Genomic DNA, 14,325 nt, shown 5'->3' with positions numbered 1-14,325 from the left:
CCGGGCGCCGCCGTGGGCCGGGACGCGGTGTCGGCGGCCGTCTCTAACGTTCTGACGTGACCGTATCCTGGCATCCCGTGGCGAACGCGCAGCCGTCGGAATGGGTGCTGAGCCAGGGTGCGCTCGGGACGCCGTACGCGGTCGTCCGGCGGTTCGCGTTCGGCGACCTGAACCGGCCCGACGTCTGGTACCGCGTCGTCACCTGGGCGCCGGGCTCGGACGGCCGGGAGCTCATCGGCTGGTGCCGAACGCTGGAGGCCGCGGCGGCCGTCGCGTGGGACCACCGGTGCGCCGCCGAGTCGTGGCGGCACCACATGGCCGCCCGGAGGTCGGACACGGCGACGATGGCGGCGAAGCGGCCCAGCGCCGCCGAACTCGTGCGGTTCTACCGCGCGGCACTGGCGGCGCAGGGAGTCCACCCATTGCGTGGGTCTCCTCCCCGGACGACGATGGAGCGATGAGCCAGCCGCCGGAGCCGCAGCCGCGGGACCCGCAGCCGCCGGCCCGGGACGACATCGACCCGGGCGACGGGCGCCCGGAGTCGGCCACGCAGCGCGCCGACCGCAACTGGAACGAGATCCTGCAGGAGCTCCGGGTGACCCAGACGGGCACCCAGCTCATCAGCGGCTTCCTGCTCGCGATCGCGTTCCAGGCGCGCTTCGGCACGCTGGACGCGTTCCAGGTCGGCTTCTACCTGGTCCTCGTCGTGCTCGCCGCCGGCAGCACCGCGCTCGGGCTCGCGCCGGTGGCGCTGCACCGCCAGCTCTTCCGGCATCACGAGAAGGCGCAGTCCGTCGCGATCGCCAACCGGCTGCTGAGGATCACGCTGGGCCTCGTGGCCCTGCTGACCTCCGGAGTGGTGTTCTTCGTCTTCGACGTGACGCTGGGCCTCACCGCGGCGATCGCCGCGGGCGTCGGGATCCTGCTGGTGCTGGTGCTCCTGCTGCTGGTGTTCCCGGCGGCTGTGCTCAGGCGGCTCCGCCGACGCGCGGACTGAGCACCTCGGCGAGCTCGAGGAACACCTCCTCCAGGACGCCCACCGCCCTCTCGTCGCCCAGGACCACGGCCCGGACGAAGTCGAGGACCCGCTCCCGCGAAACCGCCGCCGCGCCCTCGTCCGACAGTGTGACGTAGCGGACGAAGCGCGGGATGAGGTTCTCGATCGTCTCGGCGAGCACGCGGTCGGGGATCACGGCCAGGATGGCCGCCGTCGAGCGCTGGAACGCGTCGATCGGCGACGCGTCGCCCGCCCCTTCGGCCTCCCGATCGAGCCGCTCGGCCACGACCGTCAGCTCCAGTTCCGTGTCCACGTCGACGCCGTTGACCGCGTGGCGGATCGCCGGGGGCATGAGGAGCCGCAGCACGCCGACGACGTCGACGATCTCGCGGATCTCGAGGGGCGACACCAGGGTGTAGCGGTTGGGGGCGGTGCGGATCAGGCCGACCTGCTGCAGCCTTCCTATCGCCTCCCGCACCGGGGTGCGCGAGACGCGGAGCGCTTCGGTGAGCTCTCCGTCTTTGAGGCGCTCGCCTGGTGCGAGGTCTCCGGTGATGATGCCGGCGAGGAGGACCGCGTAGACATCATTGCGGAGGAGGCGCCGGTCGGCCGCGAGCGAGGGGAAGCGCGCGCGGAGTTCTTCGAGGGTCATGGGGGACTCGTTTCATGAACTCAGTTTTGCTCTGGTATATTTATAGATTACCAGTAAGCATCTGACCAGAGCAACCCGCTCGTTCCACCCCCCGACCCAGGAGCACCCGACCATGCCCATGCCCACTGACCACGTCGCCCGCATCTCCCTCTCCGAAGAGGCCTACGTGCGCATCGAAGCCGCCATCATGGACGGCACCCTCGAGCCGGGTGAACGCCTCCGCGACGCCGACCTCGTCGAGTGGCTGGGGATCTCCCGCACCCCCATCCGCCACGCGCTCGATCGGCTCGCCGAGCAGGGCCTCGTCGAGATGGAGCGCAACCGCTTCACGCGCGTCGCCCGGTTCGACATCCGCGGCGTCCTCGAGTCCGTGCAGGTCGCCGGCGACCTGTGGGCCGGCGCCGCGTTGCGCGGGCTCCCGCTCTGGGAGGCCGACGACGACGAGCTGATCGGCGACATCCAGGCCGAGCTCGTCGCGGCGGCGGCGAACGACGACGCCCCTCGGCTCGTCACCGTGTTCTCGCAACTCGTCGTGGCGTTCGCGCGGATCGAGGACAACGCCGTCCGCATCCGCACGCTCGGCAACGTCCTCCCCCAGGTCCGGCGGCTCGGCCGCAAGCTGCACGGCCACCTCGACCCGCTCGCCCTCGAGCGCTTCGCCCGCGATCTCCGCGAGGCCACGGCACGCCGTGACGGTCCCGCAGCGGTCACGCTCATCGACGGCTACGTGACGCGGATCGGGGACGTCCTCACGACGCTGTGACCCCACTTCGCCCCGGAACCCCGGCCGGCGATCAGGGTCACCACGGGTACGGATATCCGTGGTGGCCCTGATGCCGCCATCCCGCCTGCGTCCTAGCGTGAGACCAAGGCCGCCAGAGGGGAAAGTCCGGGGGGAACTGTCCAGGGGGGACACGGAAGGCCGGTCCTGAACGGGGACCGGCCTTCTGCTCTGGCTTGTCGTCGTTCGCGGCCGGATTCTTGCCCGCCGCACGTCCTTGACCATCTGGATGGCCTGCTTGACCGGGTACGGGTGTGCCCTGCACTCTCCTTGTGTAACGTATGAAATGTTTATTTCTATGTTTGGAGAGTCGATGAAGATCCGTCCAGTAGTGATGAGCGTTGCCAGTGCGATCGCGTGTCTCGCCGTGCTCACCGCCGCTGCCCCGCCGCCCGAGCCTCCCCGAAACGAATCCCTCGGCTGGATCACGGTGGGGAATCAGCGATATAGGCCGGATGAGCTCGCGTCCTCCGGCCTATCCGCTTCGCCACCAGCAGGGAGCCCGAACTCTCGGCTGATCGATTTCCCTCAGTGGGTACAGTGCTTCACGATCAACGACTCCGAGATGGTCATCCGGGAGTACGTGCACTTCTGGAATGGCATCCCTCAGACGAAGCGACTCCGTTGCGGGACTGCCGAGTCATTCGGCTATAAGCACATCCGGGCTGAGAAAGAACAGCTCTGGCAGTCCAGGCTGAACACGATTACGCCATCCGGGCTGTTCCCGAATGTCTCCTGGGACGACCTCATGAACGCGGCTGTCGCCAATGCTCTGATGGTCCCCGATTTCGCGCAGGATCAATCCGGCGGCAAGCGATGCCTTGTCATCAAGATGGGCTTCTACAACCAATACGGCGTCCTTCTCGATGCGTATGACATCCGGACGATCATCTCGCTGACGAATGACCGGGTGATAACGGCTTTCCCTCTTCGTGACGGGCAGTCCTACTGCTCCGGCTGAACCTGAGCGAGAATCACATCGTGCGCCATCTACGCCTGTTCCCCGATTGGGACGGGCCGTGGCCGCTGTGGGAGCCGGAAGGCGAGGTCGCACCGGGTCCTGAGGCGGTCTCGGCCGGGCTGACACGGAGACTCGTGTGCTGGTGGCGGCGGTGGTCCGAGCATTACCGTCCGGGTGCCGGCTGGGACGATGGTCGCGTCGCGGTGCTGTGGCTCGCGGAGGGGAGCCGGCTCGCTGCCGACCTGCGCTTCGAGCTCGGGCCGTCGTTCGACGTAGGCGAGGGCTATGCACTTCCCTACGGCGACGTGTCCACGCCCCCACCCCGCTCTGAGCCGGTCGGGCCGCACCCGCGCCGTAGTCCGTACACCGGTGAGGCTCCCGTGGACCTGGACGGACGAATCCATGTCCGCCTGGGACCCGAGTACCTCTCGACCGCACCTCTTCTCCGCGCACCGGGCGACGGCCGGTTGTCCCCGGATGACTGGGGCCTTTCGATCAGCCTGCAAGCGCGACTCGTGGCGTGGAATCGCGACTGGGAGGAACATCAGGCTCCGCTCCTGGAGTGGGACGACCCGGCTGCACACGAGCGTTGGGGGTCCGCCATCCCATCACTCGTCGCCGATGTCCAGGCAGAGCTCGGCGCCGCCTACGTGGTGACGGGTCCCTTCTCCGCGCTCTGAGCCGCCCTGCGACAATGGACCCATGCCCATCCTGAACAAGGACATGCAGGTCTGCATCTCGCTCTCCGGCCGCCCCAGCAACATCGGCACGCGGTTCCACAACTTCCTGTACGACGAGCTCGGGCTGAACTTCGTCTACAAGGCGTTCACCACCGACGACCTGGAGGGCGCCGTCCGCGGCATCCGGGCGCTCGGCGTCCGCGGCTGCTCGGTGTCGATGCCGTTCAAGGAGGCCATCATCCCGCTGGTCGACAACCTGGAGCCGTCGGCGCTGGCGATCGAGTCGGTCAACACCGTGGTCAACGAGGACGGCCTGCTCACGGCCTCCAACACCGACTACGAGGCGGTCGCCCTGCTCCTCTCCGAGCACGCGGTCGATCCCGTGTCGCGCGTCGTCGTGCGCGGGTCGGGCGGCATGGCCAAGGCGGTCGTGGCGGCGTTCCGCGGCGCCGGGTTCGACGACCTGACGGTGCTTGCCCGCAACGAGGAGGCCGGCACGGCGCTGGCCCGCAAGTACGGGTACACCTGGACGGCGAGCGAGCCTGAGCCGGACTTCGACGTGATCGTGAACGTCACCCCGCTCGGGATGCGCGGAACCGACGAGTCCGCGCTGTCGTTCGGCGACGCGTTCGTGGAGCGCTCGTCCGTCGTCTTCGACGTCGTCGCGTTCCCGTCCGAGACGCCGCTCGTTGCGGCGGGACGGGCGGCGGGCAAGCGGCTGATCACCGGAGCGGAGGTCATCGCCCTGCAGGCGGCGCGGCAGTTCGAGCGGTACACCGGGGTCGCGCTCACCCCGGACCAGGTGACGCGGGCCTCCGAGTTCTCCCGGGCCGAGTGATCAGGCAGACCGAGTGATCAGGCAGCATGGCCGGGCCGACGCCTAGACTTACCGATGTGCCCGAAGACCTCCTCGCCCTGGAGAATCAGGTCTGCTTCGGCCTCGCCGTCGCCGCCCGCAGCGTGATCGCCCTGTACCGGCCCGTGCTGGAGCCGCTCAACCTGACCCACCCGCAATACCTGGTGATGCTCGCCCTCTGGGAGCGCGAGCCGCGGTCGGTGAAGGAGCTCAGCGACGCACTGCAGCTCGAGCCGGCCACCCTCTCCCCGCTGCTCAAGCGGCTGGAGGCGAACGGCTACGTCGAACGCAGGAGGAGCTCTACCGACGAACGCGCGCTGGAGGTCACCCTCACCCGCGCCGGGCGCGACCTGCGCGCCGAGGCGGAGAAGATCCCGCCGCGGATCGTGGAACGGCTCGGCCTGCCGGTCGACGACATCCTGAACCTGCGCGAGAGCCTGCGGACGATCATCGCGGCGGCCGTCCGGGAGTCCTGAGCGCGTCCGGCGGCGATGGGGCTCAGGCGGCGATCGGGCACACCAGCCGGCTGGCGTCGCGCTGGCCCTCGGGCCGCAGCACGGAGTGCTCCGTCATCGGGTGCCCGCAGATCGGGCACGGCGCGGCCGGCGAGCGGAGGTCGGGGCCTTCGGGATGCCCGGCGCCGAGCTGCGCGGGACCGGCCACGCGGATCAGCTTGGCGTTCCAGTTCGCGTACCACTGCGCGAAGCGACCGGACATCTCGACTCTCCTACCTTGCTTTAATAGTTAGGGCACTAACTAATAGTGTAGCGCGATTCGACCATGACCTCGGGGTCAGGGTTTACGCTGACGGCGAGCGAATCATCCCCGGCTCCGCGAGGTGGAACATGCAGATCGGCGAGCTGGCCGGCCGCGCCGGCGTGACGGTGAAGGCCGTCCGCTACTACGAGCGCCTCGGACTCGTCGCGCCCGGGCGGCTGCCGAACGGCTACCGCGACTACGACGACGCCCAGCTGCGCGCGGTCAGGGAGATCCGCGAGCTGGCGGCCACCGGCATCCCGCCGGGGAAGGCCGCGCCCTTCATCGCCTGCCTCGGCTCGGGCCACGCCCGCAGCGACGAGTGCCCCGCCTCCGTCGCCGCGTACCTCGACGGCCTCGCCGAGGTCGAGGCGGCGATCGCAGTCCTGGAGGCACGCCGCGAGCAGCTCACCCGGCGCCTCGCCTCGGCGGCCGGCGACGTGCCACCGGCGCCCGACACCGGCTATGGCTGCACGGTGGCCGGAGATCATCCCACGGGATGACCCCCTCCCGACCATCGACCGATGCCCCCTGACCCCTCCCCCGCTTGACTTGACGTCGTGGCCGCGCCGTCCGGCGGACGGCCACCCGTCAGCCGGACGAGGGGCCGGCCGAGGAGGGGGGAGACGATGACCACGCTGGAGCACCGCCACCACCAGGGGGGCCTGGTGCGGGCACGGGGAACGCTCGCGGAGGTGGCGGACAACGCCTACCTGAGGCTGCTCTCCACGCTGGTCATCCTCGCGGCCGGCGCCGCGTCGCTGGTTCTCGTGATCGGATTCGTGCTCGACGTGGTCGTGCCGCTGGTCTTCGGGAACGAGCTGCGGGCGCTGGCCGTGCTCCTCCCGCACTGAGCCGACCCTGCCCTCCGGCGCCCCGAAGGCCTAGAGTCGCCGCATGTCGCTCGTCTTCTCGGCTCTCGCGTCCCTCGACGGCTACACCGTCGACACCTCCGGCTCGTTCGACTGGGCCACACCCGACGAGGAGGTGCACGCCGCCGTCAACGCCCGCGAGCGCGGCATCGGCACCTATCTCTACGGCCGTCGGATGTTCGAGACCATGCATGTGTGGCAGGACATCGGCTCCGGCGACGAGCCCGCGGTCATGCGCGAGTACGCGGACATCTGGCGCGACGCCGACAAGATCGTGTACTCGTCGTCGCTCACCGGTGTCACGACGCCGCGCACGACGGTCGAGCCGGTGTTCGATCCGGCCGCCGTCCGCGCGCTGGTGGAGGCCGCACCCGGCGACGTGTCGATCGGTGGCCCGACGCTCGCAGCGGAGGCCTTCCGTGCCGGACTGGTCGACGAGGTCGTGCTCTATCTCGTCCCCGTTTCCGTCGGCGGCGGAACTGCCGCGCTGCCGACCGATCTCATGCTCGACCTCGAACTGCTGGAGGAGCACGCGTTCCCGTCCGGGACGGTGATGCTGCGCTACCGGGTCAGCGCACCCGCAGCGTGACGCTGGGCCGGTCGAGCGCGACCTCCAGGTCGTGGAGCGTCACGCCGTGCTCGCCGAGGATGGCGACCGGGTAGAAGAAGGCGTCGTACCCGCTGCCCGTGCCGGGGAGGTGCACGCCGTCCGACTCGAACGGGAGCGGGTGGCCGGAGGTGCGGGTCACCAGGTCGCCGTCGTCGCCCAGCTCCACCGAGACCGAGCGGGTCGGCGCTCCGCGCTCCAGGAAGCTCCAGCTCATTGCCGGCAGCCGCACGTCGATCGTCGCCCGGTAGAGGTCACGCTGCTCGCTGAGGAGGCCGGCGGCCCAGCCGACCGTCTCGCTGGCGCCGTGCAGCAGCATCCAGCCGTTGATGGCGGAGGTGAGGACGAGCAGCCCGGCGCCTTCGCCGAGGTGCGGGTTCTCGCACCAGGAGAACTGCTCGTCGAGGATCTCGGCGTCCAGCTCGGTCGCGATGCCGCGCGCGGGACCGGCGGGCAGGAAGATCCAGCTCCCGCTCGCGAACACGTCGAAGAGCGGCTCGCTCAGCACCGGGACGTCCTCGGACACGAGAGGATTCTACGGCGCAGCGGCAATCGACCGCCGATCAGTCGCCACTCGCGCCGGTCGCGAGCCGGTCCACCCGGCGCAGGGAGCGGTCCACGAGCGTGATCGCCAGGAACAGCCCGCCCGCGCCGAGCATGAACCAGGCCAGGTCGTGCAGGCCGCCGGTGTCCGCCGTCGTGTGGAAGAAGGCTCCGGTCGCCGCCGAGGCGAGCATCGCGCCCAGGTACATGAAAGTGCGCAGCAGTCCCGATGTCGCGCCCATCCTCGCCGGGTCGGCCTGGTGGTAGAGCGTGTTCTGGATGGCGAGGCTCACCAGCCCTTGCGGGATTCCTGTGACGATCGCGATGAGCACGAGGAACCAGATCGCGGCCTCCGCTCCGACCAGGAGCAGCAGCACCGCCATCACGATCTGACCGGCCGCGCCCACGATGAGCTTCCAGCGGATCTCCGGCTTGCGCCCGAACAGTGACGCGACCACGATCCCGACCGCGAAGGTCGGCAGCAGGATGAGTCCAGCGGCCGCCGGCGACAGGCCCCGGCCGCCCTCCAGCCACTGCGTGAACCCGTAGAGGTAGCAGTACGAGACGGTCGCCGCGAGCACGGCGCGCGCGTAGGTGACCAGCAGCGGGATGTTGCCCGCGAACACGCGCACGTCGATGAACGGGTCAGGGCGGCGCAGCTCCCAGAGCGCGAAGGCCGCACCGAACACGGCAGCGAGCCCGAGCAGCCAGAGTTGCGCGAGGTGGATGTTCATCAGGAAGAGCAGGAGGCTCACCAGCGTGCCCGCGAACAGCGCGACGCCGAGGTAGTCGAGCCGTCCGCGCGCCGGCCGGGTCGCGTCCAGCGCCGTCGACTTCGGGAGGAAGAGCAGGCTGAGCACGAGCGACGCGATCGCCAGCGGGATGTTCACGGCGAACGTCGCTCGCCAGCCGCCCACCTGGATGAGGAGGCCGCCGAGCGTCGGCCCGATCACCGCGATGGTCTGGGTCGTCACCGACAGCGCGGTCAGCACGCCGGCCGGGCTCCGCATCCCGGTGCGGGTCGCCTCGCTACGGATGAGGTACATGGCCGCCGGATAGCCGGCGCAGGTGCCGAAGCCGAGGATGACGCGCGCGATCACCAGGACCGCGATGTTCGGGGCGAACACGCCGATCACGCCCGCCAGCCCGGTGAGGATCGCGCCGGCGATGGACAGTCGCCGCGGCCCGAACATGTCCACCAGCCGGCCGACGAGCGGCTGCCCGATCGAGGTCGCCAGGTAGAGGGAGGACACCAGCCACGCCGTCTCGGACGCCGGTGCGCCGAGCGCGGTGGCGATGGGCACGAGCGCGACCGCGATGATCGACGAGTTGACCGGGTTGAGCACGGCGCCGATCATCATCGGCGCGAGCAGCCGCCGGTCGAACCGGTCGACGGGGCCTGGCTTGGCGGCGATCAGGTCGATCACGCGCTCACCAGCTTGTCGATGAGCACCGTCGCGGCGAGCACGGTCTGACGCTCCTCCTCGGTGAGCCGCTCCTCCATCGCCTGCACGAGCCACTCGCGCCGGGCGTCCAGGTTGCCGCTCTCGGCCTCCCGGCCCGCGTCGGTCAGCGAGACGAGCTGCCGCCGGCCGTCGGTGGGGTCGGGCGTGCGGACGACGAGGCCGAGCTCCTCGAGCGACGCGATGGTGGTGGCCATCGACTGCGGGCGCACGCCCTCCAGCTCCGCCAGACGGGAAGCCGTGTTGCCCTCGCCCTTGCCGATGCGCGCCAGCGCGGACGACTGCTGCGCGCTGAGACCCGCGGGCTCGGTCGCCACCTCGCGCAGCCGCCGGCGGAGCCGGGCGAAGGCGACCCGGAGGTCGAGGGCCGCGCGGATGGAGGAGGCGGAAGGATCGGGCATATTGACAGTCTAGCTGTTCAGTTGTAACTGTGCAGTTGGAACTGTCTAATTGCGATTCACGCACGGCGACTAGGCTGCCGCCCGTGACCACCCCCGCCTCCCCGCCACCCGGCGCGCTCGCTCGGCGGCTCACCCTCGGCGACGCCGTGATGATCGGCCTCGGCTCCATGATCGGCGCCGGGATCTTCGCGTCGTTCGCCCCGGCGGCCGCGGCTGCCGGCGTCGGGCTGCTGGTGGGGCTGGTCATCGCCGGATTCATCGCCTTCTGCAACGCCACCTCCTCCGCGCAGCTCGCAGCCCAGTACTCGACCTCCGGCGGCACGTACGTCTACGGGCGGGAGCGGCTGGGCGAGTGGCCAGGGTTCATCGCCGGCTGGTCGTTCGTGGTCGGCAAGACCGCCAGCTCGGCCGCGATGGCGATCACGTTCGCCACCTACGCGGTGCCGGCCGCCTGGGTGAAGCCCGTCGCCATCCTCGCGGTCGTGGTGCTGACGCTCGTCAACACGCTCGGGATCACGCGGACGGCGCTCCTCACCCGCATCCTGGTCGGGGTGGCCCTCTTCGCGCTCACCGTTGCCGTGGTGATCGGCTTCACCCACACCGCGGCGAGCGCCGCCGCCCCCGGCACCACGCCCACGGTCTACGGCGCCCTCCAGTCGGCCGGCTTCCTCTTCTTCGCGTTCGCTGGCTACGCCCGGATCGCCACGATGGGCGAGGAGGTCGTCGACCCTGCTCGCACCATCCCGCGGGCGATCACGACCGCCCTCACCATCGCGCTGGTCGTGTACGCGCTCGTCGCCGTCTCCGCCCTGCACGCCCTCGGCCCGGCGGGACTCGCGGCGGCGCCGGCCCCGCTGAGCGCGGTCGCGGACACGACTGGAGCGCACCTGCCGGGGCTCGTGATCCGGATCGGCGCGGCCGCCGCGGCGCTCGGCGCTCTGCTGGCGATGATCGCCGGCATCGGGCGGACGAGCCTCGCGATGGCCCGCAACCGCGACCTCCCCGGCTGGTTCGCTGCCGTGCACCCGCGCTTCCGCGTCCCGTATCGCGCCGAACTCGCGCTCGGGCTCGTGGTCTGCGTGCTCGTCGCGGTGACCGACCTCCGCGGCGCGATCGGCTTCTCGTCGTTCGGGGTACTCCTCTATTACGTCGTCGCGAACCTGTCGGCCTGGACCCAGGAACGGGCGCAGCGGCGCTACCCGCAGGTGCTGGCGGTCCTGGGCGCTGCGGGATGCCTCGTGCTCGTGGTGACGCTGCCGGTGGGGTCGATCGTCGCGGGCGTCGTCGTGCTCGCGGTGGGGGCCGTCTACCGGTTCGCGCGGTTGCGGGTGGCTTCGCGCCTCAGGAGATGATCTGGTAGATCGCCTGCCAGCCGGAGCCGATCACCGTACCGCCCTGCACGGACGCTTCCATCGGGTTCGGCGCGTACCGCAGGGTGCCGTCGCCGAACGGGTTGGCGATGAGCATCCCGTCCTTTCCCGACCCGTCGTAGTCGCCCAGGGTCCATCCGGCATCGGCGGAGAACGTCTCCGGCTTCAGCGGCACGGTCTGCGCGAACGGCGACCCTCCCGCGGGGGTGCGGTTGGGATCGACCCAGTGCGCAGGATCGATGAGGTCGGCGTACCCGTCCCCGTTCAGATCGCCTGCCTGGAAGCCGTCCAGATTCTGGATGCCCGCCGCCGTGAGTTGAACTCCGGTCGTGAAGGGCTGCGCGGGGTTCGTACGGTAGTGATTGAGGTACAGCCAGGTGGTCCCGTTGTAGTTCTCTGCCAGGATGTCGGCGTAACCGTCGCCGTTCACGTCCGCGAGCGTGATCGGCCAGAAGGCGTTCCATCCGGTTCCGATCACGGTCCCCGTCGTGTAGGGGAGGTGGCCCGGGTTCGACCCCATGTTGTTGTAGTAGGCGAGAAGCGTCCCGTCGGGGCGGCGCGCGATCACCTCGCCGTAGCCGTCCCCGGTCAGGTCACCCTCCGCCATCGGGCTCGCCCCGTAGTCGTAGCCCCAGCCGGAGCCGATGACCGTGCCGTTCGTGAACGGGAGGCCGCCGGGATTCGTGCGGGACCCGTTCTTGTAGAGGAGGAGCCGTCCGCTCTTGTCGACGGCGAGCAGGTCACCCAGTCCGTCGCCGTTGATGTCGCCGTCGTGTCTGAGGCGGGCGGGCTTCGGAGCCTGGACGAGCGCCGGACAGGGATCGCCCAGGGCGAATGCCTCCTGCGCGACCGGGACCCCCTGGCTCCCCGTCCAGACCTGGGTGGTGAGGGCGGTCGCGCTGCCGGTGAACGTGAAATCGAACGTCAGCGCTCCCGTCGCGTCGGCGACGGCGGTGAACTGCGGGGAACTCGGATCGCTCTGCAGCCAGTACGTGAGACCCGGCACGAAGCCGGTCAGGGTTCCGTGCGCATGGAACGACGACGCGTCCATGGCGCCGGTGTCGGTCAGGTAGCGCATCGCGCACACCGTGTCGGCGGTGAGCTGTCCGCTCGCCGCGACGCCGGAGGCGCACGCGCTGGTCGTGAGGACGGCGCGGTACACGTTGGTGGTCGCCGTGCGGAGGGTCAGCACGATCTGCTTGCTGGCCGCGAACTGTCCCGTCAGCGGCATGTCCAGGACTGCGGAGCCGCTGGAGTCGGCGGTCACCGGCTGCTGGGCGGCGGTTCCGACCGACAGCCCGGCCGTGTAGGTGGCTCCCGCGCCGAGGCCGGAGAAGGATCCGGTGACGTGCAGCGCTGTGTACATGCCGCCCTGCAACGACGAGCAGTCGACTGTCGCCACCAGGTCCTGCCCCTGTATGGTCGTCGCGGCACTCGCCGGCATCGTCACGGACACCATCACGCCGGCCAGCGCGACAACGAGCGCGATTGCGAACCGGGCCGCCCGGCGCTGCGCGATCACGAGATAATCGTCCGGATGGTCTGCCAGCCGGAGCCGATCACCTTCGCGGTCCCGGAGTAGCCCAGGCCCTCCAGGTAGAGCAGGGACCCGTCGCCGTTCGGGTTGGCGATCACCACCCCGGTCACGATGTACCAGGAGTTGAATACTCCTGCGACCCACCCGGCCCGCGGAGCGTCCGCGGCGAGGGTGTTGAGGATGCCGCTCTGCGGACCCTTGGCGTCGATGAACATCTGCGGGCTCCCGGCGGGCGCCCGGTTGAGGCTCGTCCAGCCGGCGGAGCTCACGATGTCGGCGTAGCCGTCCCTGTTCACATCGGCCGCGACGAAACTGTCGGTGGGGCCGAGCCCGGGAATCGTCATCGGAACGCCGGAGGAGAACGGGAGATGCCCGGGGTTGCTGAGGAAGTGGTTCAGGTACAACCACACAGTGCCGTCCGACTTCCGCGCGATGAGATCGGCGAACCCGTCGCCGTTGACATCACCGAGGGTGATCGACGTAAACCCCTGCCAACCGCTGCCGATGACCGTGCCCGAGCTGAACGGCATATGGCCCGGGTTGGATTTGATGTTGTTGTAGTACGCGACAAGCGACCCGTCGGAGCGGACGGCCACGAGGTCCGCGTAACCGTCGCCCGTCATATCGCCCATCGACTGCATCCGGATGCCGTGCTGCGGCCCCCACCCCGAGCCGATGACCGTCGGGGTGGTGAAGGGGAGGCCGCTGATCCTCAGCCAGGAGTCGTTCTCGTAGTAGAGCAGCCGTCCGCTGAAGTCGATCGCCACGAGGTCGGACAGCCCGTCTCCCTGGATATCCGACGTGGTGGCCGGAGCCGGGAACTTGGTCCGCATGGCGGGACACGGGTCGGTCTGGACGATATCGGCGGAGGCCACCCCTTGGGCCTGGCTCGTCGTGTAGACCCCGGCGTAGGTGCTCGCCTCCAGATTGTCGCTCATGAAATCCAGTTGCACCGCCCCGGTGGCGTCCGCGACGCCAGAGACGGTCGTCAGGGGCGAGGACTGGCTGAAGGTGAAGGTGTAGGGCTCAGCGGGCACGAACCCGGTGAGCGTGCCGTGGACGTGGCGCGTCGTGGCCTGCTCCTGGCCGAAGTCCGTGAGGTAGCGCGTCGGGCAGATCGCTTCAGCGGTCAGGCTCCCGGTGACTGTGACCCCCGAGGCACACGAGCCGAGGCCCACCTGCTGCGAGAGGACCTGCGTACCCCCGGAGTAGAGCTCGATGACCGCGGCGCCGCCGGAGATGAACGTCCCGGTTGCCGTGGTGTCGACCGTGCCGTACCCCCGCGTGTCCGCGACGACCGGCGCAGCGAACGCGATCGTGGCCTGCGGAGACGTCACCTGCACATCCCCGGTGTATTGGGCGCCGGCGGTCATGCCCCAGAACCTCGTGGTCACATGCAGCGACTGGTAATAGCCGCTGTGCAGGGTGGTGCAGTCGATCGTCAATCCCACAGTGGATATCCCGATCGATGCCGCACTCGCCGGCGCCGACACTCCCACGACCCCCGCGATCACCGCCACGATCGCGACGACCGCCACCCGCAGACGCAGTCTCCCCACGCCATCCCCCTCCGCGCAAAACAGGCACGGAGAGCATCCACGCTGCCCGGCGCGATCACTCTAGTGTTCGCGCACCCGTCGTTCTGCCACCTGAATGAGGGACATTTCAGGGAAGCAGAAAGGGCCGCTCCCGACATTCCGTCGAGGCGACCCTCTCGTTCGTGCGCGAGGGGGGACTTGAACCCCCACGCCCTTGCGGGCACTGGCACCTGAAGCCAGCGCGTCTGCCAATTCCGCCACTCGCGCGAACCCAGGAAGACTAACACGACAGCGTCTCCGAGAACGAATCC

General features: G+C 69.8%; 18 protein-coding genes and 1 tRNA gene. 11 read left to right on the top strand and 8 right to left on the bottom strand.

The window, feature by feature from the left end:
• Window positions 1-56: 56 nt before the first annotated feature.
• Complete coding sequence (locus tag ACFRFH_RS05960; RefSeq protein WP_382462066.1) at window positions 57-461, top strand: hypothetical protein; 405 nt, start codon at window positions 57-59, stop codon at window positions 459-461.
• Entirely contained in the window at window positions 458-997 is a 540-nt protein-coding gene (locus ACFRFH_RS05955) for a DUF6328 family protein (RefSeq protein WP_382462065.1), read from the top strand. Before ACFRFH_RS05960 ends, ACFRFH_RS05955 begins: the two co-directional genes overlap by 4 nt.
• On the opposite strand, the gene ACFRFH_RS05950 is transcribed toward ACFRFH_RS05955, so the two are convergent.
• Entirely contained in the window at window positions 969-1,649 is a 681-nt protein-coding gene (locus tag ACFRFH_RS05950) for a GntR family transcriptional regulator (RefSeq protein WP_382462064.1), read from the bottom strand. The genes ACFRFH_RS05955 and ACFRFH_RS05950 overlap by 29 nt on opposite strands.
• Window positions 1,650-1,761: 112 nt before the next feature.
• Here ACFRFH_RS05950 and ACFRFH_RS05945 point away from each other — a divergent pair, with 112 nt between their 5' ends.
• From ACFRFH_RS05945 to ACFRFH_RS05925, 5 genes are all read left to right on the top strand, one after another.
• The gene (locus tag ACFRFH_RS05945) at window positions 1,762-2,412 is read left to right on the top strand and encodes a GntR family transcriptional regulator (protein ID WP_382462063.1); all 651 of its coding nucleotides are present in this window, start codon (window positions 1,762-1,764) and stop codon (window positions 2,410-2,412) included.
• A 331-nt stretch (window positions 2,413-2,743) separates the two neighbouring features.
• Entirely contained in the window at window positions 2,744-3,391 is a 648-nt protein-coding gene (locus ACFRFH_RS05940; protein ID WP_382462062.1) for a hypothetical protein, read from the top strand.
• A 20-nt stretch (window positions 3,392-3,411) separates the two neighbouring features.
• On the top strand, window positions 3,412-4,071 hold the full coding sequence (locus ACFRFH_RS05935; protein ID WP_382462061.1) for a hypothetical protein: 660 nt from the start codon (window positions 3,412-3,414) through the stop codon (window positions 4,069-4,071).
• A gap of 22 nt (window positions 4,072-4,093) precedes the next feature.
• Window positions 4,094-4,909 (top strand): shikimate 5-dehydrogenase, encoded by an 816-nt coding sequence (locus ACFRFH_RS05930; protein WP_382462060.1) that lies wholly within the window; start codon window positions 4,094-4,096, stop codon window positions 4,907-4,909.
• 56 nt (window positions 4,910-4,965) lie between these two features.
• Complete coding sequence (locus tag ACFRFH_RS05925; RefSeq protein WP_382462059.1) at window positions 4,966-5,403, top strand: MarR family winged helix-turn-helix transcriptional regulator; 438 nt, start codon at window positions 4,966-4,968, stop codon at window positions 5,401-5,403.
• A 22-nt stretch (window positions 5,404-5,425) separates the two neighbouring features.
• Here the strand turns inward: ACFRFH_RS05925 and ACFRFH_RS05920 are convergent, their stop codons facing one another.
• A complete protein-coding gene (locus ACFRFH_RS05920) occupies window positions 5,426-5,644 on the bottom strand; it encodes a hypothetical protein (protein WP_345838728.1) in 219 nt (72 codons plus the stop codon).
• A 128-nt stretch (window positions 5,645-5,772) separates the two neighbouring features.
• Between ACFRFH_RS05920 and ACFRFH_RS05915 the strand changes: the two genes are divergently transcribed.
• The 3 genes from ACFRFH_RS05915 to ACFRFH_RS05905 all read left to right on the top strand — a co-directional run bounded on the left by ACFRFH_RS05915 (window position 5,773) and on the right by ACFRFH_RS05905 (window position 7,144).
• On the top strand, window positions 5,773-6,186 hold the full coding sequence (locus ACFRFH_RS05915; protein WP_382462058.1) for a MerR family transcriptional regulator: 414 nt from the start codon (window positions 5,773-5,775) through the stop codon (window positions 6,184-6,186).
• A gap of 126 nt (window positions 6,187-6,312) precedes the next feature.
• A complete protein-coding gene (locus ACFRFH_RS05910) occupies window positions 6,313-6,537 on the top strand; it encodes a hypothetical protein (protein WP_382462057.1) in 225 nt (74 codons plus the stop codon).
• Window positions 6,538-6,580: 43 nt separating this feature from the next.
• Complete coding sequence (locus ACFRFH_RS05905) at window positions 6,581-7,144, top strand: dihydrofolate reductase family protein (protein WP_382462056.1); 564 nt, start codon at window positions 6,581-6,583, stop codon at window positions 7,142-7,144.
• Here ACFRFH_RS05905 and ACFRFH_RS05900 read toward each other — a convergent pair.
• From ACFRFH_RS05900 to ACFRFH_RS05890, 3 genes are read right to left on the bottom strand one after another with little or no spacing between them, the layout of a single operon-like run.
• Window positions 7,125-7,688 carry a hypothetical protein gene (locus tag ACFRFH_RS05900; protein ID WP_382462055.1) on the bottom strand — a complete coding sequence of 188 codons (564 nt, stop codon included), beginning with the start codon at window positions 7,686-7,688 and terminating at the stop codon, window positions 7,125-7,127. The two genes, ACFRFH_RS05905 and ACFRFH_RS05900, sit on opposite strands and share 20 nt — an antisense overlap.
• Window positions 7,689-7,725: 37 nt before the next feature.
• Window positions 7,726-9,132 (bottom strand): MFS transporter, encoded by a 1,407-nt coding sequence (locus ACFRFH_RS05895; protein WP_382462054.1) that lies wholly within the window; start codon window positions 9,130-9,132, stop codon window positions 7,726-7,728.
• Window positions 9,129-9,569 carry a MarR family winged helix-turn-helix transcriptional regulator gene (locus ACFRFH_RS05890; protein ID WP_382457798.1) on the bottom strand — a complete coding sequence of 147 codons (441 nt, stop codon included), beginning with the start codon at window positions 9,567-9,569 and terminating at the stop codon, window positions 9,129-9,131. The genes ACFRFH_RS05895 and ACFRFH_RS05890 overlap by 4 nt, the downstream gene beginning before the upstream one ends.
• Window positions 9,570-9,718: 149 nt before the next feature.
• Here ACFRFH_RS05890 and ACFRFH_RS05885 point away from each other — a divergent pair, with 149 nt between their 5' ends.
• Complete coding sequence (locus ACFRFH_RS05885) at window positions 9,719-10,921, top strand: APC family permease (RefSeq protein WP_382462736.1); 1,203 nt, start codon at window positions 9,719-9,721, stop codon at window positions 10,919-10,921.
• On the opposite strand, the gene ACFRFH_RS05880 is transcribed toward ACFRFH_RS05885, so the two are convergent.
• From ACFRFH_RS05880 to ACFRFH_RS05870, 3 genes are all read right to left on the bottom strand, one after another.
• Entirely contained in the window at window positions 10,911-12,461 is a 1,551-nt protein-coding gene (locus ACFRFH_RS05880; protein ID WP_382462053.1) for an FG-GAP repeat domain-containing protein, read from the bottom strand. The genes ACFRFH_RS05885 and ACFRFH_RS05880 overlap by 11 nt on opposite strands.
• Entirely contained in the window at window positions 12,458-14,035 is a 1,578-nt protein-coding gene (locus tag ACFRFH_RS05875; RefSeq protein WP_382462052.1) for an FG-GAP repeat domain-containing protein, read from the bottom strand. The genes ACFRFH_RS05880 and ACFRFH_RS05875 overlap by 4 nt, the downstream gene beginning before the upstream one ends.
• Window positions 14,036-14,197: 162 nt before the next feature.
• Window positions 14,198-14,281: transfer RNA gene (locus ACFRFH_RS05870), tRNA-Leu, on the bottom strand.
• Between the last annotated feature and the right edge of the window lie 44 nt (window positions 14,282-14,325).

Source organism: Leifsonia sp. NPDC056824 (genome assembly GCF_042789575.1).
Lineage (GTDB): Bacteria > Actinomycetota > Actinomycetes > Actinomycetales > Microbacteriaceae > Leifsonia.
Note: the sequence above shows the minus strand (reverse complement) of the source record. Positions and strands in the feature narration are given on the sequence as shown.

Bases quoted from the DNA above. Each gene is read 5' to 3' on its own strand.
- ACFRFH_RS05905 (WP_382462056.1), top strand. From the start codon at position 6,581: ATGTCGCTCGTCTTCTCGGCTCTCGCGTCCCTCGACGGCTACACCGTC.
- ACFRFH_RS05885 (WP_382462736.1), top strand. From the start codon at position 9,719: ATGATCGGCCTCGGCTCCATGATCGGCGCCGGGATCTTCGCGTCGTTC.
- ACFRFH_RS05920 (WP_345838728.1), bottom strand. From the start codon at position 5,644: ATGTCCGGTCGCTTCGCGCAGTGGTACGCGAACTGGAACGCCAAGCTG.
- ACFRFH_RS05945 (WP_382462063.1), top strand. From the start codon at position 1,762: ATGCCCATGCCCACTGACCACGTCGCCCGCATCTCCCTCTCCGAAGAG.
- ACFRFH_RS05890 (WP_382457798.1), bottom strand. From the start codon at position 9,569: ATGCCCGATCCTTCCGCCTCCTCCATCCGCGCGGCCCTCGACCTCCGG.
- ACFRFH_RS05950 (WP_382462064.1), bottom strand. From the start codon at position 1,649: ATGACCCTCGAAGAACTCCGCGCGCGCTTCCCCTCGCTCGCGGCCGAC.
- ACFRFH_RS05940 (WP_382462062.1), top strand. From the start codon at position 2,744: ATGAAGATCCGTCCAGTAGTGATGAGCGTTGCCAGTGCGATCGCGTGT.
- ACFRFH_RS05910 (WP_382462057.1), top strand. From the start codon at position 6,313: ATGACCACGCTGGAGCACCGCCACCACCAGGGGGGCCTGGTGCGGGCA.
- ACFRFH_RS05930 (WP_382462060.1), top strand. From the start codon at position 4,094: ATGCCCATCCTGAACAAGGACATGCAGGTCTGCATCTCGCTCTCCGGC.
- ACFRFH_RS05955 (WP_382462065.1), top strand. From the start codon at position 458: ATGAGCCAGCCGCCGGAGCCGCAGCCGCGGGACCCGCAGCCGCCGGCC.
- ACFRFH_RS05915 (WP_382462058.1), top strand. From the start codon at position 5,773: ATGCAGATCGGCGAGCTGGCCGGCCGCGCCGGCGTGACGGTGAAGGCC.